Below are 24,827 nucleotides of genomic sequence, written 5' to 3' on the forward strand. Positions count from 1 at the left end.
AGTTATTTGAAAATATGTATGTATATTACATACATATTATTTTTTATAGTTTTTGCGAGAATTCCGTTGACGTTTAAAAAAATAATTTAATTGATTAGCACATTCTTGTTCTAGTATTCCGGTTGTTAAAGATATATTATGATTTTTTGTAGGATGTTGTAGCATATTTTTCAAATATGTTGTTGTATACCCAATTTTATTATTTTTTGCTCCACACACTAATCTATAAATACGAGCATGAATAATAGCACCTATACACATTATACATGGTTCTAAAGTTACGTACAAAGTAGTATCTAATAATCTATAGTTGTTTAAAAATTTACCTCCTGTACGTAATGCTATAATCTCAGCATGAGCGCTTGGATCATTTTGGTGAATGGAAGCATTCCAGCCTAAACCTATTAATTTATTATTTTTAATAAGTACTGCTCCGACTGATATTTCTCCCATAACACTAGCGTAGTTAGCTAGTGTTATGGCATGACGCATCCATAATATATCTATGTTCTCTATTGTATACATAAATTTTATATATTTAAATTTATTGCTATTGTAGTATGGCCATTTGCATGAAAAATATTATTTCATGAGCTGTGTTTATCGTTCAAATATAGCCAATGCGTACGCATAGGTTTCAGTATCGGATAGAGTGATATGCATTTTTTTTAAAGATAATTTTTTTGCTAGAAGCTCAGCATATGCAAATAAATTTATTGTTGGTTTGCCAAATTGATCGTTAAAAATTTCTATTTGATTAAATGTGACGCCCTGACTTATTCCTGTGCCAAATGCTTTGGTTATTGCTTCTTTTGCGGCAAAACGCTTAGCTATAAAACGAATACGGAAAGATTTTTTTTTATTTTGATAAATCGTCCATTCTAATTTGCTAAGAATGCGTTTAGCTAATTTATCACCACTGTAGGTTATTATGTGGTTTATTTTTTTTATATCTACTATATCTATACCAATTCCATAGATCACTCCTGACCTCGTCTAGAATTTTTTAATAAATTTTTCATATCTTTTATTGCTTGTGCTAATCCACAAAATACAGATTTGCTTATTATAGCATGTCCTATATTTAGTTCTTGTATCCAAGGTAATCTAGCAATGGGTTTAACGTTATAGTAATTTAGACCATGTCCAGCGTTAACCCTTAACCCTTGTTTTACAGCATGTTGTGCGCTTGTTTTGATACGGTTTAATTCTAAGTTTTGCATTGTTTTATCAGTTGCGTTTGCGTATAAACCAGTATGTATTTCTACACAGTTTGCTCCTATTTCATGTGCAGCTTCAATTTGTTGTTCATTTGGTTCAATAAATAGTGACACTCTTATACCTGAGTTAGTAAGTTTTAATATTATATCTTTTAATTTTTTAGTATTATTGATGATATTTAATCCCCCTTCAGTTGTGAGTTCTTGTCGATTTTCTGGAACTAGGCAGCAATAATGTGGTTTCAATTCACAGGCCGCATATACCATAGAATCAGTAGTTGTTATTTCTAAATTCATAGCTGTTTGTATGGTTTGTCGAAGTAATTTGACGTCATTGTGCGTAATATGACGGCTATCTTCTCTTAAATGAATAGTAATACTGTCTGCTCCGGCTTGTTCTGCAATAAATGCAGCATATACAGGATTGGGGTATTGTGTTCCTCTTGCGTTACGTAATGTTGCAATATGATCAATATTTACACCTAATAGTAAATCGGACATAACATATGCTCTACAGTTTATTATATTTTATTTAAAGATAGTTATTTCTAAAAATAGAAAGAATTTTATTCTATTTACTTATTTAATTTGTTTGGAATTAGACATGTAATCTCTATTACATAGAGATTAATAATTATTAAATAAAATTAAAAATTTTTCATATTTTTAAATATAATTATAATTATTTTTAAATAATTTAGTTTAATTATTCAGATTACTATAAATATAGTAACGATTATTGTATCATATTTATATTATAAGTATGATTTATTTTTAAAATATGGTGTATTGATTATCAGATAGTTGATAGCAGCAGGATGCTGTTATTAATTCATGGTATGATTAATTTATGTACATTTAATGAATATTAATATATAAGTTTATATGCAGTATATCAGACTCATGTGGTAATTTAATATTGATAAATTATTTATATTTTTATTTATAAATAAAAACTACTTATTAGTTATAAGCAGTAAATATTTAGATAATTTTAAATATTTTTTGTTAAATAGATTTAAATGAATTATTTATTTATATGATATGAATTTGTGATTTTTAGTATTTCTAAAATTTTTTTTGCTGAATTTTGTTCAGCCTTACGTCTGCTGGAGCCGTATCCAGTGACTGGATACGGTAGTTTACTAATATAACAATTAATAGAAAATATTTGGTTATGTGCTTCTCCAATAATTTGATTTAATTTATATATAGGTAAAGATAGATGATAATATTGTAGATATTCTTGTAATAGTGTTTTTGGATCTTTTTGTTTATTGTTATGTGGATCTATTTGATTTAATCGGGTTTTGTACCAATGAGAAATTAAAATTGCAATAGTTTTTATATCACTGTCTAGTAGTATACTACCTATGAGTGCTTCTATTGCATTAGCTAAAATAGAGTCGCGTTGGTATCCTCCGTTTTTTAATTCACCTGATCCTAGTTGTAAATAATTGCTTAAATTAAATTCTCGTGCTATTTGCGCTAAGGTATGTTTACAAACTAAATTAGCACGCATTCTACTCATACGTCCTTCAGTGACATTTGGAAATTGGTGATATAGAGTATTAGTGATTACGTAATTTAATATAGAATCTCCTAAGAATTCTAATCGTTCATTATGTTGAGAACTGTAACTTCTATGAGTAAGTGCTTGCAACAATAAATTATTTTTACTAAAAGTATAACCGAGTTTCTTTTGAAGAGTATTTAGTGACATAACATATGTTCTATATTGAATATAATTAATATAATATTAATTATTCTAATAATTTAGATTTGTTAAAATTTTTGAAAATTAAATGTTTATTCAAGGTATAAAATTTTATTTAACATGAACTGTGTTAAATTATAGGATGTATCCTATTCTGTGTATTTGAATGTTAAATGGCCATGTTTTTTCTGACTGTATAGTAATATTCATCCAGATTATTGATGCTTTTCCTATTATATTATGTATTGGAACAAATCCCCAACATCGACTGTCTGAGCTGTTGTCTCTGTTATCTCCCATAACAAAATATTGTTTTTCTGGAACTATCCACTCAGATATTAAATGTGACTTGTTTTGGTTATAGATTTTTGCTGAGTTTTTATCTCCTGGAGGTATCATGGTTAAAATATTATACTTAACATCATTAAGTGATTCTGTGCTTTGTATTAGTCTAATACCGTTTGGATATTTTTTTTGTGAGTTTTTTATAGAAACGAAATTAGTTTTAATTTTTCCATTGTCATTTGTATGGAATGTTTGAACAAAATTGCTTGAGACAATGTTACTGTAAATAATAGGTAGTGGATTTTTTAAATTTTCTACAGAATTAGTTTTTTGAGTTTCTTTAAAACAGGGGTATATTATAAGTTGTTTAGTAATTACATTGTAAATTACTTTATCTCCTGGATTTCCAATAACTCGTTTAATATAGTGTAATGTAGGATTATTAGGATATTTAAATACTATTATATCCCCTCGTTTGGGGGAGCTGACATTAATGAGTGTTTTATGTGTGATTGGGTTTTTAATGTTGTACACAAATTTTTTTACTAAGATAAAATCTCCTATTAGTAAAGTTGGCATCATAGATCCAGATGGTATTCGGAATGGTTCGAATATGAATGATCTTATTATAAATACTGTTAATAACATTGGAAATATGGAAGAGAAAAATGCTGTAATATGTGTGACGTATGTTTTGATTAGAATAAGACATCTGTTTTTTTTGAGTGTTTTGAAAGGAAGTTCTTTATATTGAGTTTTATTGTAAAAGATTTTATATAATATTTTTGCAAACCAAAAAATACCTGATATTCCTGTGAATGTAGCTAATATGCAGACAAATGTATTCATTATTTAAATTAAATTCCTTTAATTATTTTTATTAATATTACATATTTCAAAAAAAATATTATTTGGAAAATTAATATTTCCTATTTTTTTCATACGTTTCTTACCTTCTTTTTGATTATATAGTAATTTTTTTTTCCGAGTAATATCTCCTCCGTGACATTTCGCTAAAACATTTTTTCTTAACTGTTTAATTATTTCACGAGATATTATTTTTTTTCCAATAGCAGCTTGAATGACAATATCGAATTGTTGTCTTGGAATTATTTTTTTTAGTTTGTTTATTAACATGCGTCCGTGGGATATAGATTTATCTTGATGTATTATCGTAGATAGTGTGTCGATGCGTTTTTTATTAATTAATATTTCTACACATACTAAGTTGGCGGTTTGAAAACGATTGAATTTATATTCAAATGAAGCATATCCATGTGATATTGATTTTATTTGGTTAAAAAAATCTAATATTATTTCAGATATAGGTAATTCATAAGTTAATATAATCTGAGTATTATAATATGATATAGCAATTTGATTTCCTCTTTTTTTCGCGCATAAGGTAATAATTTCTCCAAGGTATTTTTTGGGGAATAATATGTTGCATGAAGCAATAGGTTCTCTGATTTCTTTAATTTTTTTTAAATCGAGTAATTTTGATGGATTATCTATGTGTATTGTTTTATTGTTATTTGTTAGGACTTCGTAAATTACGCTTGGGGCCGTAATAATTAAATCAAGTGAATATTCACGTTTTAATCTTTCTTGTATAATTTCCATATGTAATGAACCAAGAAATCCGCATCGATATCCTAGACCTAAAAATGCTGATCTTTCTGGTTCATAATATAAAGATGCATCATTTAAACTAAGTTTGTAAAGAGCGTTTTGAAAAGTTTTTTGGTCTTTTGACCCAAGCACAGGAAATAGACTAGCGTATACATATGGGTTTAATTTTTTAAAACTGTTGCATAATTCTTTTGCAGGACGGTTTAGTAAAGTTAAGGTATCTCCTACAGGGGTATGTGTAATATTTTTATTAGTACATACCAACCATCCGACTTCTCCGCAATTTAGTACTTTTCTCTTTATTTGTTTTGGAGTAAAAATTCCTATTTGATCAACAGTGTATTTTTCTCCTGTATTCATGGATTTTAATATATCGCCTGTACGCAGTTTTCCATTTTTTATACATATCAATGATACAATTCCTAAATATTTATTAAACCAAGAATCAATGATGAGTGCTTGTAAAGGAGCGGTTTCGTCTCCATTTGGGTGTGGAATATCATGAATTAAACGTTCTAGTAGTTCTGGAACACCTATACCAGTTTTAGCGGAACATTGTATAGTTTCGTTGGAATTTATTCCGATGATATTAAATACTTCTTGGGAAGCCCGAAGAGGGTCTGCGGTTGATAAATCAATTTTATTGAGTACTACAATAACTTTTATGTTCATTTTTTTTGCAATTTGGTAATGTGCTATTGTTTGGGCTTCTACTCCTTGTGTAGTATCTACTACTAGTAAAGCTCCTTCACATGCCGATAAAGATCTAGAGACTTCATAAGAAAAATCAACGTGCCCAGGAGTATCAATTAGATTTAATGTATAAGTTTTATTATTTTTAGCAGTATAATGGAGTGTTGCATTTTGAGATTTTATGGTAATACCTCGTTCTCGTTCTAGTTCCATGGAATCTAGTACTTGAGATGTCATTTCCCGAGCGCTTAATCCTCCGCAAGTTTGAATAAATCTATCAGATAATGTTGATTTTCCATGATTGATATGTGCGATAATGGAAAAATTTCGTATATATGTTATCATAGTAAGTTTTTTAAAATAAATTATGTAGTTTTAATAAAGCTTTTTATTAATTTATATATTTCAATATATTTAAAATCGAGTATATAAATACTTTTAAGTATGTAAATAATATTTATTACATTAAAAAAAAATTTATTCTTGTGTGTATATCTTTATAAATAAAAATAATTTTTTGGTAACTTGCGTTAAGTTTGTAGATTTTATAATTTTCATAAATTTTACTATATTTACAGAATTTCTTATATATTATAAGAATATAATTTTTTAGATTATTTAGTGAGAATTGTGTAATGAGACAAGAATTAACTTGGAAATATTTTTTATCAGAAGAAAAGAAAATGTCTTATTTTAAGAATATATTTTTTTTTTAAGAGAACAACAGAATAAAGGTATTATAATATATCCGAAACAGAAAGATATTTTTAATGCATTTCGATGGACTAGTTTTAAATCTACAAAGGTTGTAATTATAGGACAAGATCCTTACCATGGTCCTAATCAAGCGCATGGTCTTGCTTTTTCTGTATTACCCAATGTTTCATTACCTCCTTCACTAAAAAATATTTATACAGAATTATCTTCTGATATTCCAGATATAGTAATTCCACGTCATGGACATTTAAAATGTTGGGCGCAGGAAGGGGTATTATTGCTTAATAGCATTTTAACTGTTGAAAATGGTAAAAGCGGATCACATGCTAATATTGGATGGGAGATTTTTACAGATAAAGTTATTAGTGTACTGAATTCTTATAAAGAAAATATTGTATTTATGTTATGGGGTCAGTATGCTCAGAAGAAGGGGCGTTTTCTTAATAAAAGCAGACACCATGTGTTAATGGCATCACATCCATCCCCTATATCTGCGCAAAAAGGATTTTTAGGATGTCGTCATTTTTCTATTGCTAATATGTTTTTATTAAAAAAAAATAAAAAAATCATTGATTGGCAACCTAAATAGGAATTTTTTATTATGCAGTAATAAATAGACTCTAATTTTTCAGAAAACACCCCTATTACTACATAACGTGAATAAATATACTATATAAAATATTTATTTTTTAGTTTGTTTCATTTGAAAAAAATATTTTGTTATTCACGCATCAATATATAACTCATAGTATTTACAATACTAATACCATTTAGTTATATATAGCACATGTAATAAATACATATACGTATATTTATTATTTAATTTTTTATAATGCATCATATATTCAGCATTTTTTTTGTGAAACTGTTACCATAGCTGGTCTAATTAATCGATTATTAAGAGAGTATCCTTTTTGAATAATCGTTAATACTTGGTTTGATTCGTGATCTGGAGATTCTACTATAGATATTGCTTGATGTATATCTGGGTTAAATGGCACAAGAATATCTTGTATAGGTTTTAATCCGAATTTATATACTGTATCTAAAAATGATTTTAATGTTAATTCAATACCTTCTATTATTGAAGATAGCTCGGTATTTTTTTTATCTGTTATATTTAATGTACGCTCTAGATTGTCAATGACCGGCAACAGTTCAAATATAAATCTTTCTAATCCAAATTTATGTATCTTTTCTATTTCGTGAGAATTTCTGCGACGAATATTTTCTATTTCCGCTTTAAGACGTAATACTATATCGCGTTCATGTTCTTTTAATTGAGCTAATTGAATTTTTAATTTAATAATTTGTTCATTTTTTGGATCAATAATATTTTCTACAGTTTGTTTAGATTCTGTAAGTTCTTCTTTATCTGTTTTTGGTAATATTTCAGTAGTATTTTTTACGTTATTATTAAGCATGAATTTTCTCCTTTTTTGTAGATCATATGTTCTATAATGCAGTTATTATAAGGATGAATAATAGGTATTCAAGATATCATTTATAATGAATAACAGTTATAACCAAAACAGAAAGGATTCATAATTATATGACTTCTTCTATTTTTAATACTATTGGTATTATAGGATATTCTCGATATCCGAAAGTTATACATACGTATAATATTTTATATAATTGGTTATGTAATCAAGGTATCACCGTGATGATTGAACATCATACCGCTGATTTGTTAAATACACAAAAAATACCGAAAGTAATTATAGGTGATCTTAATGAAATTGGGAATCATGCTGATTTAGCGATAGTTGTAGGAGGAGATGGTAATATGTTGAGAGCTGCAAATATTTTGGCACAACATGATATTAAAGTGATTGGCATTAATAGAGGCACTCTTGGTTTTCTTACTGATTTAGATCCTAATTCAGCATTGTTGGATTTATCTGATATGCTATCAGGTAATTTTATTAATGAAAAGCGTTTTTTATTAGATGTTATAATAGATTGCTATAATAATACTATTAGATTAGGTAGTGCGATGAATGAAGTCATTTTACATACAAGTGCTGTGGGGCGTATGATTGAATTTGAATTGTATATTGATGATAATTTTACTTTTTCTCACAGAGCTGACGGATTAATTATTGCTACTCCTACTGGATCAACTGCTTATGCTTTATCTGCCGGAGGACCTATTTTAAGCCCTTCAGTCGATGCAATTGTATTAGTATCTATATGTCCGCATACTTTGTCGTTTAGACCGGTAGTAATTGGTAGCTCAAGTGTAATTTGTTTGAAGTTTTCGAAGGTTATATCTGAATTAAAAATTGGTTGTGATAATCAAAAACCTATTCTTATATGTTCAAAAAAGAATATTTTTATACAGAAAAGTAGGTATTATTTGGATTTAATTCATCCTAATAATTATAATTATTTTAAAATGTTAAATATTAAGCTTGGTTGGTCAAAAAAGTTTTCTTAAAGAAAAATGTTAGTTTTTTATTAAAAATTTATTAATTGTGGTAAATTTGTATGTCAGAGAATAATACTATGGAGATAAAAATATTTAATAATTTATTGTATACTATAGTTATAGTAATGATACTTTTCATGGTATTTTCTGTATTGGAACAATGTATATCTAGTTGTATTGATGTTAGACAAGGTATGTATTTATCTCAAGGAGATATGAAAAATATATGTATTGGTATGAAAAAAAATGAAATTTTTTCTAGTTTTGGGTCACCAGTGATATATAGTTTATTTGAATCAAATGTATGTTATTATGTGTATTATCACATGTATGGTAATAAGATATTAAATCATCAGATTTTAAAGTTAACATTTGATTTGGATGATATCTTAATAAGGATTAATGATTAATTTTTATATAAAAATTGTTTATTTTATATACTACAAGAACAGATATTGACTAATAATTTAATTTTTTTTAACAAATAATTTTTTGTGACCGTATATTGTATTAGCTCTAGATATAAAAGAGTTCATTATGTTTTTATACTTTTCTTGGAAGATATTTTGGAAAAGCTTTTCAATAAATATTGATTTGAATTCATAATAAGAAATGTATGTAATTTTAGTGATAGTAGTAGTAACGGGAATGAAATTCCAGTGTCCATAGAATGATTTAAATGGACCTTTTATTAAAAGAATTATAATGCTTTTATTTTCTATGAAGTAATTATGAGTTATTAAAGAAATTACGATTCCGTTTGTGGTTATATGCATTTCTGCGATTAATTCATTGTTACTTTTTTTTAAAATTGTACTAAGACAACATCCAGGTAAAAATTTAGTATAAGAACTAACATCATTTACTAGATGAAACATTTGTTTTATATTATATGGTGCTAATAAAAAACATTCTATATTAGGCATATGTGATATTTATATAGTGAAATCTGTATTAGTTAGTATATGTAAAATTTTAACATTTAGAGTATAAGTTTTGATAAATATTACATCAATAATATTTTTTTTGAAATAGAAAAATTTTAGCAGTCTTATGAATAGATTAATTTTAAAAAAAATTACTCAAAATACACGTATTTATCATAAATATTTTATTGAAAAAAAAATTGAATCCGGTATTGCATTATTAGGATGGGAAGTAAAATCTGCGCGTTTTAATAGAGTTGCAATTGATAATTGTTATGTATCTGTTTGTAACGCAGAAGCTTATGTGTATAATGCTGTGTTTCAATCAAATAAAATTCAATATGATAACGGGATATATAATACAATTCGGGTGCGTAAATTATTGCTAAAGAAACATGAAATATTATTTTTGATGGAAAAAGTTGCACAACAAGGTTACACTGTGGTAGTTTTAGATTTGTATTGGAAGAATTCTTGGATAAAACTGACCATTGGTATTGCTAAAGGGAAAAAACAGCATGACAAAAGAAATGCAATAATTATGCAAGATTGGAATAGGGAAAAAATGCGTATCATGAAATACAAATATGTTAAATAAATAAAGTTCGTGCAAAGGGTTAGTATTTGTGTTAGAATTAAAAAGATTTTTTTATGGAATTTTAATTAAAAATTGGGGCTGATTTTTGGATTCGACGGGATGTTGAATATTTAGAGCGCATGTCGAGGTGAGGTAGGCCTCGTAAAAAACCTCAAAAAAATAATTGCAAATAATCGTTCATATAATGGATCCGTTGCCTTGGCAGCCTAAGTCAGATTAATACTCTGAGGGTTCCCTTTCTTGTTTTAGTATTTACTCTTAGATATTAAAAGATTTCTTAAGAAAGGTTATAGAGATAAGAGGAAGCGTTATTGTTTGTTTGCTTTAACACATAGCGTTTTTTTGAAAAGCTAATTAGTTTAGTGATTGATCTTAATATATCTAGACTAGTGAAATGTTCATTAAGATCTAAGCATGTAGTTTGCAAAAAATATTAAATATTTCTGGACGCGGGTTCGAATCCCGCCAGCTCCATATTAAGTTTTAAATTTATTATTTACAGATAGTAATAATGGTATACATAAAATGTTCGGTATGGTGTTTAAATATTTTTATAAGAAACATAGCAACATTGTTGTGAGGTGTTTTATTTTTTGTTTATAAGTCATTATTTATTTTATTATAAATAGTAGAGTTTATTTTTTTGGTGTTTTGGTGTGTCAAGTATATCAATAATGTTGATATGGTTATTTATTATTGCGAATAAATTATATTGTGAGATATATAGTTTTTTAGATTTATTTAAAATAAGGTTGTATGGATTATTTATATTTGTTTATCGCTGTTCTTTCGGAAGTTGTTGCAACTGCTGCTTTAAAAGAGTCTGATGGTTTTAGTAGATTTTGGCCTATTATTTTGGTAGTAATAGGCTATTCTGTTTCTTTTATATTATTATCTTTAGTATTACGCACTATACCCATAGGAATAGTATATTCTTGTTGGGCTGGTATGGGGATTGTCTGCATTACTACGATAGGGTATTTTTTATATAATCAAAAATTAGATAGTATAGTGATTCTTGGAATAGTTTTTATTATTATTGGTATAGTATTAATTAATTTATTTTCTGTGGTTAAAAATTATTGATAAATTTTACTTAAATAAAAAGAATTTTCTATTTTAGTTGTAGAATATCTTAGTGTTAAAGAGTATTGAATGTAGGGTTGGATATTATTAATTTTTCGATTGTTATTTTAAATTATTTTTTTGGATATTTTGGTTGTTATTTGATTGATATATATTAAGGTTTTTAATTTTATTTGTTATAAGTATATGTGTTGTTTTAATATAGAAAATATTTTGTATGTTTTTTATGAAAAATAAAAGGTATGATTTTTTAAGTTCTCGTGATGTACATTATCAGTTTCTTGTAGAATTACCGAAATTAATTCAAAGGACAGATGGTTTTAAAATTTTATATTCTCCTAAGGAGTTTTTTAGTGAGTTATTACTTGCTATTTCTCAAGCTTACAGGCGTATCTGTTTAGTTGCGTTATATTTGGAAGGTGATCAAGGAGGAAAAAAAGTTTTTGATGCTTTGTTAAGAGTAAAACAAATTCGTCCTCAAGTTAATATAAAAGTTTTGGTAGATTGGAATCGTGCTCAAAGAAGACGTTTTGGTCCTTATAGGAAAAGTGGAAATGCAACGATAAAAAACGTTGATTGGTATGCGGATATTATGAATAAATATCCGCATATGGATATTCCAATTTATGGGATACCGATTAATGTCAATGAAGTTTTGGGAGTATTACATTTAAAAGGGTTTATTATTGATGATCAAGTATTATATAGTGGCGCTAGTTTGAGCGAGGAATATTTGCATGTGAATGATAAATATCGTTATGATCGGTATCATATCATAAGGAATCGAAAATTATCTAGTATTATGTTGAATTATATTGATGAGGAATTATTATCTGCAAAAGTAACAAATAAATTAGGTTGTCGGGATTCTTTAGTAAATCGCTTGATTAAGCGTAATAATATTCGCTTGTTACGTCGTAATTTACGTCGAGTTTGTTATCGTTATCGAGGTAATAATATTTCTTCTGGGAATTTAGCTATTGCGCCATTAGTGGGCCTGGGAAAAAATAGTGCTTTAAACAAAGTTATTTATCATTTGATTTCTTCGGTGAAAAATAAAATTGTGTTGTGCACTCCTTATTTTAATATGCCTAATGTGTTAATGTGTGCTGTTGTTGGAGTTTTACGTCAAAATAAAAAAGTGGAGATTATTGTGGGAGATAAAGTAGCGAATGATTTTTTTATCCCTATGAATAAGCCATTTGCTTTGTTTGGTATATTGCCTTATTTGTATGAAGTGAATTTGCGTTTTTTTTTGAAGCAATTACAAGAATATATAGATAATAAACAATTGGAAGTACGTATATGGCAAGAAGGGTGTAATGGTTATCATGTTAAGGGTATTTGGGTGGATGACGAATGGCAATTACTTACTGGTAATAATCTTAATCCTAGAGCTCTAAGTTTAGACTTAGAGAATGCTTTACTTATTCATGATCCGCGTGGAGTATTGTGTATGCAAAATAATAAAGAATTGAATATGATTCGTACCCATACGAAATTAGTTATGCATTATACAGTATTACAAAAAATTTCAGATTATCCAGAAAAAATTGGACAATTGTTATCTAACATGCATAAAATAAGATTTGATAAATTAATAAATAGAGTTTTATAAAAATTTTATTTATTATTACTAATATTTTAGTTTAGTTAGAATGGGTATTGGAGATTATCGATCATAATTCACATATTATGATCGATAACTAAAAAAATCTAAGAATTGCGAAGTTAAGTTCTCACGGGTCATTAGTATCGGTTAGCTGAACGTTTCACAACGCTTACACATCCGACCTATCAACGTCATAGTCTTTAACGTCCCTTTAGGGGGAATTCTCTTCCCCAGGGAAGATTCATCTTGAGGCAAGTTTCCCGCTTAGATGCTTTCAGCGGTTATCTTTTCCGCACATAGCTACCGGGCAATGCCATTGGTATGACAACCCGCACACCAGAGGTGCGTCCACTCCGGTCCTCTCGTACTAGGAGTAGCCCCTCTCAATCTTCCAGCGCCCACGGCAGATAGGGACCGAACTGTCTCACGACGTTCTAAACCCAGCTCGCGTACCACTTTAAATGGCGAACAGCCATACCCTTGGGACCTACTGCAGCCCCAGGATGTGATGAGCCGACATCGAGGTGCCAAACACCGCCGTCGATATGAACTCTTGGGCGGTATTAGCCTGTTATCCCCGGAGTACCTTTTATCCGTTGAGCGATGGCCTTTCCATACAGAACCACCGGATCACTAAGACCTGCTTTCGCATCTGTTCGAATCGTCATTCTTACAGTTAAGCTAGCTTATGCCTTTGCACTAACCTCACGATGTCCAAACGTGATTAGCTAACCTTTGTGCTCCTCCGTTACTCTTTAGGAGGAGACCGCCCCAGTCAAACTACCCACCAGACACTGTCCTTAATCCGGATAACGGATCCAAGTTAGAGTATCAAATATTAAAGGGTGGTATTTCAAGGTTGGCTCCATAAAAACTGGCGTCTTTACTTCATTGCCTCCCACCTATCCTACACGTCAACATTTAATATTCAGTATCAAGCTATAGTAAAGGTTCACGGGGTCTTTCCGTCTTGCCGCGGGTACGCCGCATCTTCACGGCGAATTCAATTTCACTGAGTCTCGGGTGGAGACAGTCTGGCCATCATTACGCCATTCGTGCAGGTCGGAACTTACCCGACAAGGAATTTCGCTACCTTAGGACCGTTATAGTTACGGCCGCCGTTTACCGAGGCTTCGATCGAAAGCTTTTCTTTTTGCAAAGATAACTTTCTCAATTAACCTTCCGGCACCGGGCAGGCGTCACACCGTATACGTCCACTTTCGTGTTTGCACAGTGCTGTGTTTTTAATAAACAGTTGCAGCCAGTTGGTATCTTCGACTGGTTTCAGCGCTGGAAGCAACATATTTTTTATGTTGTTCTTTTACTTACTCCCAGTGTGCCTTCTCCCGAAGTTACGGCACCATTTTGCCTAGTTCCTTCACCCGAGTTCTCTCAAGCGCCTGAGTATTCTCTACTTAACCACCTGTGTCGGTTTATGGTACGATTAGATATAACCTAGAGCTTAGAGGTTTTTCTTGGAAGCGTAGCATAAATTACTTCGCCATATTTATTATGGCTCGTCATCACGCCTTAGTGTAAGAAAGATTGGATTTTCCTGATCTTTCCACCTACACGTTTAAACCGAGACTACCGTCCCTCGGAGAATCTAGCTTTCTTCGTTACCCCATCGCAGTCATATCTAGTACAGGAATGTTAACCTGTTTCCCATCAGCTACGCCAATTGGCCTCACCTTAGGGGTCGACTTACCCTGCCCCGATTAACGTTGGACAGGAACCCTTAGTTTTTCGGCGAGCGGGTTTTTCACCCGCTTTATCGTTACTTATGTCAGCATTCGCACTTCTGATACCTCCAGCGTGTTTTACAACACGCCTTCTCAGGCTTACAGAACGCTCCCCTACCCAATAAACTTTATAATTTTCATAAATCTTTTTTCCTTTATTAAAAGAAGCCTATCTATCTACTAGAAACAGATAAGATAGATAGTTAAAGATTCATTCATGTCATATTATTTATTGTCGCAGCTTCGGTGCATGATTTAGCCCCGTTAAATCTTCCGCGCAAGCCGACTCGACCAGTGAGCTATTACGCTTTCTTTAAATGATGGCTGCTTCTAAGCCAACATCCTGGCTGTCTATGCCTTCTCACATCGTTCTCCACTTAATCATGACTTAGGGACCTTAGCTGGCGATCTGGGTTGTTTCCCTTTCCACGACGAATGTTAGCACCCGCCGTGTGTCTCCCGTAATAACATTCTTTGGTATTCGTAGTTTGCATCGAGTTGGTAGTCTGGGATGACCCCTAGTCGAAACAGTGCTCTACCCCCAAAGATGAATTTACGAGGCGCTACCTAAATAGCTTTCGGGGAGAACCAGCTATCTCCCGGTTTGATTGGCCTTTCACCCCTAACCACAAATCATCCGCTAATTTTTCAACATTAGTCGGTTCGGTCCTCCAATCAGTTTTACCTAATCTTCAACCTGTTCATGGTTAGATCACCGGGTTTCGGGTCTATATCCTGCAACTCAACGCCCTTTTAAGACTCGGTTTCCCTACGGCTCCCTTATTTTATATAGTTAACCTTGCTACAGAATATAAGTCGCTGACCCATTATACAAAAGGTACGCAGTCACACACTAATGAAACTGTGTGCTCCTACTGCTTGTACGTACACGGTTTCAGGTTCTATTTCACTCCCCTAGCCGGGGTTCTTTTCGCCTTTCCCTCACGGTACTGGTTCACTATCGGTCAGTCAAGAGTATTTAGCCTTGGAGGATGGTCCCCCCATCTTCAGACAAGATACCACGTGTCCCGTCCTACTTTTTGAATTACAATTACTGATTATATTTTCGGATACGAGGCTATCACTCTATTTTGCTAATTTTTCCAAATTATTCTCCTAATATATCCAATAATATTACATAATTCTGGCTGTTCCCAGTTCGCTCGCCACTACTAAGGGAATCTCAAATTGATTTCTATTCCTCAGAGTACTAAGATGTTTCAGTTCCTCTGGTTTGCTTCATTTAGCTATGAATTCACTAAATGATAATGCACTTTTTAATTTGCATTGGGTTTCCCCATTCGGAAATCACCGGTTAAAACGTTTCGAATCAACTTACCGATGCTTTTCGCAGATTAGCACGTCCTTCGTCGCCTTTGACTGCCAAGGCATCCACCGTGTACGCTTAAATCACTTAACTTCGCAATTCTTAGATTTTTTTAGATTCATTACCATGAATATGGTCTTATTTACATTTACATTCATTTAAATGTAAATATTATCCACATTTATGTTTTAATGTTAAGTTATAAGCATTTATCTTGATTGTTAAAGAGCAAAACACTAATTATTTATCTATTTTTATTATTTTATTAATACAGCTAGTATGTTATCACTATATATTATGTCCCCTAGGGGCTTCGAACCCCTGTTGCCGCCGTGAAAGGGCAGTGTCCTAGACCTCTAGACGAAGGGGACGTAAGCTCTCTAGCTTTACTACATATAGTGCTACTTACTACAAGAAAAACACAGTACTTTCCGGTATATTTTCATAATAATCATTAAAATTTATATAAAAATTACTGTATTAAATAATTTATGTGAGCACTCTTACTCATATGTAATTAATAATTAAGGAGGTGATCCAACCGCAGGTTCCCCTACGGTTACCTTGTTACGACTTCACCCCAGTCATGAATCACAAAGTGGTAAGTGCCCCCCAATATGGTTAGACTACTTACTTCTTTTGCAACCCACTTCCATGGTGTGACGGGCGGTGTGTACAAGGCCCGGGAACGTATTCACCGTGACATTCTGATCCACGATTACTAGCGATTCCGACTTCATGGAGTCGAGTTGCAGACTCCAATCCGGACTAAGACGTATTTTGGTGAGGTTCGCTGGCTCTCGCGAGTTTGCTGCTCTTTGTATACGCCATTGTAGCACGTTTGTAGCCCTACTCATAAGGGCCATGATGACTTGACGTCATCCTCACCTTCCTCCGGCTTATCACCGGCAGTCTCCTTTGAGTTCCCGACTTTACTCGTTGGCAACAAAGGATAAGGGTTGCGCTCGTTGCGGGACTTAACCCAACATTTCACAACACGAGCTGACGACAGCCATGCAGCACCTGTCTCAAAGTTCCCGAAGGCACTCTCATATTTCTATAAGATTCTTTGGATGTCAAGAGTAGGTAAGGTTCTTCGTGTTGCATCGAATTAAACCACATGCTCCACCGCTTGTGCGGGCCCCCGTCAATTCATTTGAGTTTTAACCTTGCGGTCGTACTCCCCAGGCGGTCGATTTAACGCGTTAGCTTCGAAAGTCACAGCTCAAAGGCTACAACCTTCAAATCGACATCGTTTACAGCATGGACTACCAGGGTATCTAATCCTGTTTGCTCCCCATGCTTTCGTACTTGAGTGTCAGTCTGCGTCCAGGGGGCCGCCTTCGCCACTGGTATTCCTCCAGATCTCTACGCATTTCACCGCTACACCTGGAATTCTACCCCCCTCTACGAGACTCTAGCTTATTAGTTTCAAATGCAGTTCCTAAGTTAAGCTCAGGGATTTCACATCTGACTTTATAAACCACCTGCGTACGCTTTACGCCCAGTAATTCCGATTAACGCTTGCACCCTCCGTATTACCGCGGCTGCTGGCACGGAGTTAGCCGGTGCTTCTTACATGGGTAACGTCAATTAACATTGATATTAGCAATATTAAGTTCTTCCCCATTGAAAGTGCTTTACAACCCGAAGGCCTTCTTCACACACACGGTATAGCTGCATCAGGGTTTCCCCCATTGTGCAATATTCCCCACTGCTGCCTCCCGTAGGAGTCTGGACCGTGTCTCAGTTCCAGTGTGGCTGGTCATCCTCTCAGACCAGCTAAGGATCGTAGCCTAGGTGGGCCATTACCCCGCCTACTAGCTAATCCTATCTGGGTTCATCCAAAGGCATAAGGTCTTTTTTATAATAACAAAAACTTATTCTAATAATAGATCCCCTACTTTGGTCAAACCGACTTTATGCGGTATTAGCTATCGTTTCCAATAGTTATCCCCCTCCGTTGGGCAGATCCCCAGATTTTACTCACCCGTTCGCCGCTTGCCAGACAGAATAACAAAAAATGTTACTCCCTGTTTGCCGCTCGACTTGCATGTGTTAAGCTTACCGTCAGCGTTCAATCTGAGCCATGATCAAACTCTTCAATTTCAAAAAAATCTATCATCAATGTTACACACGAGTTATATCATATGATCATACAATATAACAAATGCATACATATTAAATAGTTTAGTACATTACACTTATATGCGTTTAAGTGCCCACATAAATTATTTAAATAAAGACTTAATTTTTAAAGAACTGTTCTATGTATTATACAAACAACATAAAATTAATTTTTATCATTAATTTTAATGTATGTCAAGAGTAATTTTATTTTATATTTAAAAAATTTAAGATAGGCTATCTGATAGAATTTTATTAATTTAAGAATAACAACTATACTTAATACATAAGCCTATGTATTAAGTATAGTTGTTACTATGTCATAGTATTATGTAAATATTTAATTATTAATTATAAATATAATATGTTATGAGGATTTTATGATGAAATCGTTGTTATTTATTCGTCGTGCTTTAATAAGTGTTTTTGAAAAATCTAATGTTTTAAAATTTTCTCATTCTTTAAATCAAAAAGGTGTTCAATTGCTTGCAACCGGTGGTACAGCGCAAGTTTTATTAAATTTTGGTTTACCAGTATGTAAACTTACTGAATATACTAAAGCGCCAGAAATAATGAACGGACGCATTAAAACATTACATTACAAAATATTTGCTGGTATTCTTAGTAGACCAGCATTAGATAGTTCTATTATGCATGAAAATAATATTCAGCCTATTGATATGGTAGTAGTTAATTTTTATACTTTTAGTTCTTTATTTTTTAAAAAAAATAAATGTTCTGCTGAACAAATATTAGATTGCATTGATATTGGTGGACCTAGCATGGTTAGGGCAGCAGCAAAGAATTATAAAAATGTAGTGGTCATAGTGGATAATAATGATTATAGCAGAGTTATAGAAGAATTAGATGATAATCGTGGATCAATAAGTTTACAAACTCGTTTTTATTTAGCTACAAAAGCGTTTAAATATGTCGCTGCATATGATAGTGCAATTGCTGATTATTTTGATGCTCAAATAAAAAGTGATGTTTATATTCCAGTTGTAAATGGAAAAAATTTTGAAAAACAGTCTTGTGATGCTTTTCCGAAAGATTTAAATATTATGAATATTAAATTTAAGAAAAAACAAAATATGCGTTACGGAGAAAATCCACATCAATACTCTGCATTATATGTAGTAGATTTGGAGCAGCGTACTGGATCTGTAACTACCACTCGACAATTGCAAGGAAAACCGTTATCTTATAATAATATTATTGATGTAGATACAGCTTTGGAATGTGTGAAACTATTTGATCAGCCGACTTGTGTCATTATAAAACACGCAAATCCCTGTGGTGTTGCTACATCAGATACAACATGTGATGCTTATATGAAGGCTTATCAATCAGATCCCGTTTCTGCTTTTGGTGGAGTTATTGCATTTAATAGGGATTTAGATGGAACCACAGCACAAATGATTTTAGAAAATCAATTTGTAGAAGTGATTGTTGCTCCAAATATTCATGTAAATTGCATTGAAATTTTGTCTAAAAAACAATTAATACGAGTTTTGGAATGTGGGATGTTAGGTTTTAGTGAAAAATTTGTAGATTTTAAGCGAGTTAATGGTGGATTGTTAGTACAGAATTATAATAATTCTATTTTAAATATAAAAAATTTAGAAGTAGTGACTTTACGTCAACCAACATCTGCAGAAATTAAAGATGCTTTATTTTGTTGGAAAGTAGTTAAATTTGTTAAGTCTAACGCAGTTGTTTGTGGTAAAAATTGTCAGACTATTGGTATTGGTGCAGGGCAGATGAGTCGGGTATCTGCGGTTAAAATAGTTAATGATTGTGTTAATAACAACGGGGTTTTATTAAATGAACACAAAGAATTAGTTATGGCTTCTGATGCGTTTTTCCCTTTTTCTGATGTAATACATATTGCTTTTCAGATGGGTGTTAGTTGTATTATCCAACCAGGAGGTTCTATTAGAGATAAAGAAATTATTAAAATTGCTGATAAATACAATATTTCGATGATTTTTACGCATATGCGGCATTTTAGACATTAATTATATGGAAAATGATATGATTATTGATAAAAACGCAGCTCTTTGGTTATAGACTAAGGATTAATTTGTTTATTTAAAGTTAATATTGTCAAGGATTAAATATTTATTATAATATTGTATATTACGTAACTTTTATTATAAGTAAATTATATAATTTATCGAAAAAATTCATTGTTTATGTGTAATGAACGTGCTTCATTATTATTTGGGATGTAATTTAAATTTTACTAGAGTCATCTAGTGAATTTTTATAATTGTAAAAGTAATATATTTTATATATAAATATTTTTGCATTTAATGTAACCTATACATGGTTGGTATAAATATATTTATTTAAGTTTTATTGACTGACGTTTCTTTTATATGTTGTGCATTTAACAATTCAGCTAGGTTAGCAGATGCTTCGTCTGCGGTTATTTGTGTAGATATATTTTTTGTATTAGTAGATTTATTGGAAGAGTAAAATTGATGTTGTTTAACAGTACTAGTTTTAAAATTATTAGCATTATTATTTTTACGACGTTGAAGTTGATTATGTATACGCTCTTGATGATAAGAGTATCCAGTTCCTGCTGGGATTAATCTTCCAACGATTACATTCTCTTTGAGACCACGTAATTCGTCTTTTTTTCCAGCTACGGATGATTCGGTGAGTACACGTGTAGTTTCTTGAAAAGATGCTGCAGAAATGAATGATTCTGTAGTGAGCGATGCTTTAGTAATACCTAGTAAATTACGTACAAAGCGTATTTTTGTTTTTCTTTCTTTTTCTAATTGTCTATTAGCAATTTTTATACGCGCGTATTCTATTTGTTCTCCTGCAAGAAAATCAGAATCTCCTGATTGGATAATAGTAGCTTTACGTAACATTTGACGTACGATAACTTCTATATGTTTATCGTTAATTTTTACCCCTTGTAAACGATATACCGCTTGTACTTCATTAACGATATATTGCGTGACTTCATGGACTCCACGCAACCTTAATATATCATGCGGAGATTCTGGACCGTCTGAAATAATATCACCTTTGTCTACATATTCACCTTCAAAAACATTAAGGTGTCTCCATTTTGGCACCATTTCTTCGTAAGTATCTTCATTATTATTAATAGGAACGATCATTAAACGACGTTTACCCTTAGTCTCCTTTCCAAAGGAGATAACTCCACTAATTTCTGCTAGAATCGCTGATTCTTTTGGTCGCCTTGCCTCAAATAAGTCAGCAACACGTGGTAATCCTCCAGTGATATCTTTGGTTCCGCTATGTTCATGTGGTAATCTTGCTAATGTATCTCCACATATGATTCTAGAACCATCAATTAATTGAATCACACTTTTTCCAGGTAAAAAATACTGTACTGGAACTTCTGTTCCTGGAAGACAAATGTCATAACCATTGATATCTACTATTTTTAGAGTTGGTCTTAAGTCTTTAGCGCCAATCATTCTTTCAACTGTATCTAAAACTACTATAGAAGTTAACCCTGTTAATTCATCAGTTTGTTTAATAACACTTTGTCCATCTATCATATCAACAAACCGGACAAATCCGCTAACTTCTGCTACTATTGGTATAGTATGTGGATCCCAATAAGCCACTATTTCTCCATGTGTTACTTCTTCTCCATTTTTTTTATTTATTATGGCGCCATAAGGTATTTTATAACTTTCTTTGGTACGGGATAATTGATCTATAATTTTTAGTTCTGTATTACGTGATGTAATTACTAATTTTCCATCGCCATTTACTACAGATTTAACATTTTTTAAATGAATAATGCCTCGATTTTTTATTTTAATGTTTGATTCTAAAGCAGATCTAGATGCAGCTCCTCCTATATGGAAAGTGCGCATGGTTAGTTGGGTTCCTGGCTCACCTATAGATTGTGCGGCGATTACACCAATGGCTTCGCCTTTGTTGACAAGATGGCCGCGAGCTAGATCTCTTCCATAACATTTGGTGCATACACCAAAATCAGTGTCACAGGTGACCACAGATCTGACTGTTACAGTATCAATGGAATATTGATCTATAATATCGCACCAGTGTTCATCTAGTAATGTATTGCGGGGTATTAATATTGTGTCATTATTTTTTTGATGCGATTCTAATAATATATCTTCTGCTGTAACTCGTCCTAATACTCGTTCTCTTAAAGGTTCCTTGACATCTCCTCCTTCAATTATGGGGCTTATTGTTATTCCAGATAATGTATTACAATCGTCTTGAGTAATAACTAAATCCTGTGCTACGTCCACTAGACGGCGTGTGAGATAACCAGAATTCGCTGTTTTTAAAGCAGTGTCAGCTAAGCCTTTACGTGCTCCATGTGTAGATATAAAGTATTGTAGCACGTTTAATCCTTCTCGGAAATTTGCAGTTATAGGGGTTTCAATAATTGATCCATCTGGTTTTGCCATCAAACCTCTCATACCTGCAAGTTGACGTATTTGTGCTGCTGAACCGCGTGCTCCTGAATCTGCCATCATAAAAATGTTATTGAATGATGCTTGTGATTCAATTTGATTGTTACGGTCTATTACAGTTTCAATAGCTAAGTTATCCATCATTGCTTGTGCAACGCGTTCATTAGCTGCAGCCCAAATGTCTATAACTTTATTATAACGTTCACCTGCAGTGACTAATCCAGTTTGAAATTGTTCTTGTATTTCGGCAACTTCAGATTCTGCTTCTTTTATAATATTAGCCTTTTTTTTAGGTATAATCATGTCATCAATACCTACAGACGCTCCAGAACGAGCTGCATAAGCAAAACCAGTATACATGATGTTGTCAGCTAGTATTACCGTGGCTTGTAATCCTAAAGTTCTGTAGCAATTATTTAACATGTCGGATATGGCTTTTTTACCAAGTACTTGATTAACTAATGTAAATGGCAGCCCCCTAGGTATTATCATCCAAAATATAGCACGTCCTATTGTGCTGTTTATAATGTTTGTGTGTTTCAATAGTTCTTTTGTGTTTTTGTTGTATTTATATTCAGTAATACGTATTTTTATACGTGCGTGTAGGTCAGCTAAACCTAAATTATATAAATATTCCGCCTCCTTTGGCCCCGTTAATATCATACCTTCACCTTTAGCGTTAGTACGTTCTCGAGTCATATAGTATAATCCTAATACTACATCTTGAGATGGAACAATAATCGGTTCCCCATTAGCAGGGGATAAAATGTTATTAGTAGACATCATAAGAGCTCTGGCTTCTAATTGTGCTTCTAGCGTCAATGGAACGTGCACAGCCATTTGATCACCGTCAAAGTCAGCGTTGTATGCAGCGCATACTAATGGGTGTAATTGAATGGCTTTTCCTTCGACCAATATAGGTTCAAATGCTTGAATACCTAATCTGTGTAATGTAGGCGCGCGATTTAGCATAACTGGATGTTCTCGAATTACGTTATCAAGAATATCCCAGACTATTGCTTCTTCTTTGTCTACCATTTTTTTTGCCGCTTTTATAGTACTGGCAAAACCTTGTAATTCTAATTTTCCGTAAATAAATGGTTTGAATAATTCTAACGCCATTTTTTTAGGTAATCCACATTGGTTTAATTTTAGGTAAGGTCCTACAGTAATCACAGAGCGGCCAGAATAATCAACACGTTTCCCTAGAAGATTTTGACGAAATCTACCTTGTTTTCCTTTAATCATATCAGCTAGAGATTTTAAAGGTCTTTTATTAGATCCTGTAATGGCGCGACCTCTGCGTCCATTATCTAAAAGCGCATCAACTGCTTCTTGTAACATTCTTTTTTCGTTACGTACTATAATTTCTGGGGCAGTTAGATCTAGCAGTCTTTTTAATCTATTGTTTCTATTAATAACACGTCGATATAAGTCATTTAGATCTGAAGTAGCAAAACGACCTCCATCTAGCGGAACTAATGGTCGTAAATCTGGGGGTAGAACTGGTAAGACGTTTAAAATCATCCATTCAGGTTTATTTGCAGAGTGTATAAATGATTCTATCAATTTTATACGTTTTGTAATTTTTTTTCGTTTAGTTTCAGAATTACTATCATTTAGTATTGTTCGAAGATATTTACATTCACTTTTTAAGTGTATGTTTTTTAATAAAATTTGAATGGCTTCAGCTCCCATTTTTGCTTCAAATTCATCTCCGAATTCTTCTAATGCATCTAAGTATTCTTCTTCAGTTAAAATTTGGCGACACTCGAGGTTGGTCATACCACTTTCAATTACTACATAAGATTCAAAGTATAAAACACGTTCTATATCGCGTAAAGGCATGTCTAATAATAAACCAATACGTGATGGTAATGATTTTAAAAACCAAATGTGAGCGGTAGGAGAGGCTAGTTCTATATGTCCCATGCGTTCACGTCTTACTTTACTTTGTGTTACTTCTACTCCACATTTTTCACATACTACACCGCGATGCTTTAAACGTTTATATTTGCCGCATAGACATTCAAAATCTTTAATTGGTCCAAAAATACGTGCGCAAAATAAACCATCTCTTTCAGGTTTAAAAGTACGATAATTGATAGTTTCTGGTTTTTTTACTTCTCCGAAGGACCAGGATTTAATCATATCTGGAGAAGCAAGTTCTATTTTGATTGAGTTAAATTCTTCTATTTGAGTATTTTGAGTTTTAAAAAATTTTAATAAATCTTTCACAGACTAGCCTTTATTAGAGTAA

The 24,827-nt window shown here is 32.1% G+C and carries 15 protein-coding genes, 1 tRNA gene, 2 rRNA genes, 1 other RNA gene and 1 pseudogene; 8 read left to right on the forward strand and 12 right to left on the reverse strand.

Annotated elements, in window-relative coordinates:
- Positions 1-36: 36 nt before the first annotated feature.
- From tadA to lepA, 6 genes are all read right to left on the reverse strand, one after another.
- Complete coding sequence (gene tadA, locus M9405_RS02620; protein WP_250223148.1) at positions 37-525, reverse strand: tRNA adenosine(34) deaminase TadA; 489 nt, start codon at positions 523-525, stop codon at positions 37-39.
- Between the two features lie 75 nt (positions 526-600).
- The gene (acpS, locus tag M9405_RS02625; RefSeq protein ID WP_250223149.1) at positions 601-984 is read right to left on the reverse strand and encodes a holo-ACP synthase; all 384 of its coding nucleotides are present in this window, start codon (positions 982-984) and stop codon (positions 601-603) included.
- The gene (pdxJ, locus tag M9405_RS02630) at positions 981-1,721 is read right to left on the reverse strand and encodes a pyridoxine 5'-phosphate synthase (protein WP_250223150.1); all 741 of its coding nucleotides are present in this window, start codon (positions 1,719-1,721) and stop codon (positions 981-983) included. The genes acpS and pdxJ overlap by 4 nt, the downstream gene beginning before the upstream one ends.
- Before the next feature lie 526 nt (positions 1,722-2,247).
- A complete protein-coding gene (gene rnc, locus M9405_RS02635) occupies positions 2,248-2,943 on the reverse strand; it encodes a ribonuclease III (protein WP_250223151.1) in 696 nt (231 codons plus the stop codon).
- A gap of 129 nt (positions 2,944-3,072) precedes the next feature.
- Complete coding sequence (lepB, locus tag M9405_RS02640) at positions 3,073-4,071, reverse strand: signal peptidase I (RefSeq protein WP_250223152.1); 999 nt, start codon at positions 4,069-4,071, stop codon at positions 3,073-3,075.
- A gap of 18 nt (positions 4,072-4,089) precedes the next feature.
- A complete protein-coding gene (gene lepA, locus M9405_RS02645; RefSeq protein ID WP_250223153.1) occupies positions 4,090-5,892 on the reverse strand; it encodes a translation elongation factor 4 in 1,803 nt (600 codons plus the stop codon).
- A gap of 290 nt (positions 5,893-6,182) precedes the next feature.
- Here lepA and ung point away from each other — a divergent pair.
- A pseudogene (gene ung / locus M9405_RS02650) lies at positions 6,183-6,853 on the forward strand (uracil-DNA glycosylase).
- 256 nt (positions 6,854-7,109) lie between these two features.
- Here ung and grpE read toward each other — a convergent pair.
- A complete protein-coding gene (grpE, locus tag M9405_RS02655) occupies positions 7,110-7,688 on the reverse strand; it encodes a nucleotide exchange factor GrpE (RefSeq protein WP_250223154.1) in 579 nt (192 codons plus the stop codon).
- A 128-nt stretch (positions 7,689-7,816) separates the two neighbouring features.
- Here grpE and nadK point away from each other — a divergent pair, with 128 nt between their 5' ends.
- Both nadK and M9405_RS02665 read left to right on the forward strand, forming a co-directional pair.
- Positions 7,817-8,707 (forward strand): NAD(+) kinase, encoded by an 891-nt coding sequence (gene nadK, locus M9405_RS02660; RefSeq protein WP_250223155.1) that lies wholly within the window; start codon positions 7,817-7,819, stop codon positions 8,705-8,707.
- A 50-nt stretch (positions 8,708-8,757) separates the two neighbouring features.
- Entirely contained in the window at positions 8,758-9,108 is a 351-nt protein-coding gene (locus M9405_RS02665; protein ID WP_250223156.1) for an outer membrane protein assembly factor BamE, read from the forward strand.
- A gap of 57 nt (positions 9,109-9,165) precedes the next feature.
- Here M9405_RS02665 and M9405_RS02670 read toward each other — a convergent pair whose 3' ends face one another.
- Entirely contained in the window at positions 9,166-9,624 is a 459-nt protein-coding gene (locus tag M9405_RS02670) for a type II toxin-antitoxin system RatA family toxin (RefSeq protein WP_250223157.1), read from the reverse strand.
- Between the two features lie 127 nt (positions 9,625-9,751).
- Between M9405_RS02670 and smpB the strand changes: the two genes are divergently transcribed.
- From smpB to pssA, 4 genes are all read left to right on the forward strand, one after another.
- A complete protein-coding gene (gene smpB / locus M9405_RS02675; RefSeq protein ID WP_250223158.1) occupies positions 9,752-10,222 on the forward strand; it encodes an SsrA-binding protein SmpB in 471 nt (156 codons plus the stop codon).
- Between the two features lie 74 nt (positions 10,223-10,296).
- Positions 10,297-10,699: a transfer-messenger RNA gene (gene ssrA, locus M9405_RS02680) on the forward strand.
- A 279-nt stretch (positions 10,700-10,978) separates the two neighbouring features.
- Complete coding sequence (locus tag M9405_RS02685) at positions 10,979-11,308, forward strand: DMT family transporter (protein ID WP_250223159.1); 330 nt, start codon at positions 10,979-10,981, stop codon at positions 11,306-11,308.
- Between the two features lie 226 nt (positions 11,309-11,534).
- Positions 11,535-12,926 carry a CDP-diacylglycerol--serine O-phosphatidyltransferase gene (gene pssA, locus M9405_RS02690; protein WP_250223160.1) on the forward strand — a complete coding sequence of 464 codons (1,392 nt, stop codon included), beginning with the start codon at positions 11,535-11,537 and terminating at the stop codon, positions 12,924-12,926.
- Positions 12,927-13,036: 110 nt separating this feature from the next.
- Here the strand turns inward: pssA and M9405_RS02695 are convergent.
- From M9405_RS02695 to M9405_RS02705, 3 genes are all read right to left on the reverse strand, one after another.
- Positions 13,037-16,081, reverse strand: a 23S ribosomal RNA gene (locus tag M9405_RS02695).
- 206 nt (positions 16,082-16,287) lie between these two features.
- Positions 16,288-16,360: transfer RNA gene (locus tag M9405_RS02700), tRNA-Glu, on the reverse strand.
- Between the two features lie 154 nt (positions 16,361-16,514).
- Positions 16,515-18,098 (reverse strand): 16S ribosomal RNA (locus M9405_RS02705).
- The 16S and 23S rRNA genes sit together here with 1 tRNA gene alongside, the layout of an rRNA operon.
- A 398-nt stretch (positions 18,099-18,496) precedes the next feature.
- Here M9405_RS02705 and purH point away from each other — a divergent pair.
- A complete protein-coding gene (gene purH / locus M9405_RS02710) occupies positions 18,497-20,137 on the forward strand; it encodes a bifunctional phosphoribosylaminoimidazolecarboxamide formyltransferase/IMP cyclohydrolase (RefSeq protein ID WP_250223161.1) in 1,641 nt (546 codons plus the stop codon).
- 333 nt (positions 20,138-20,470) lie between these two features.
- Here the strand turns inward: purH and rpoC are convergent, their stop codons facing one another.
- Positions 20,471-24,805, reverse strand: a complete 4,335-nt coding sequence (rpoC, locus tag M9405_RS02715; RefSeq protein WP_250223162.1) for a DNA-directed RNA polymerase subunit beta' — start codon at positions 24,803-24,805, stop codon at positions 20,471-20,473.
- Between the last annotated feature and the right edge of the window lie 22 nt (positions 24,806-24,827).

Source organism: Candidatus Blochmannia ocreatus (assembly GCF_023585745.1).
Taxonomy (GTDB): domain Bacteria; phylum Pseudomonadota; class Gammaproteobacteria; order Enterobacterales; family Enterobacteriaceae; genus Blochmanniella; species Blochmanniella ocreatus.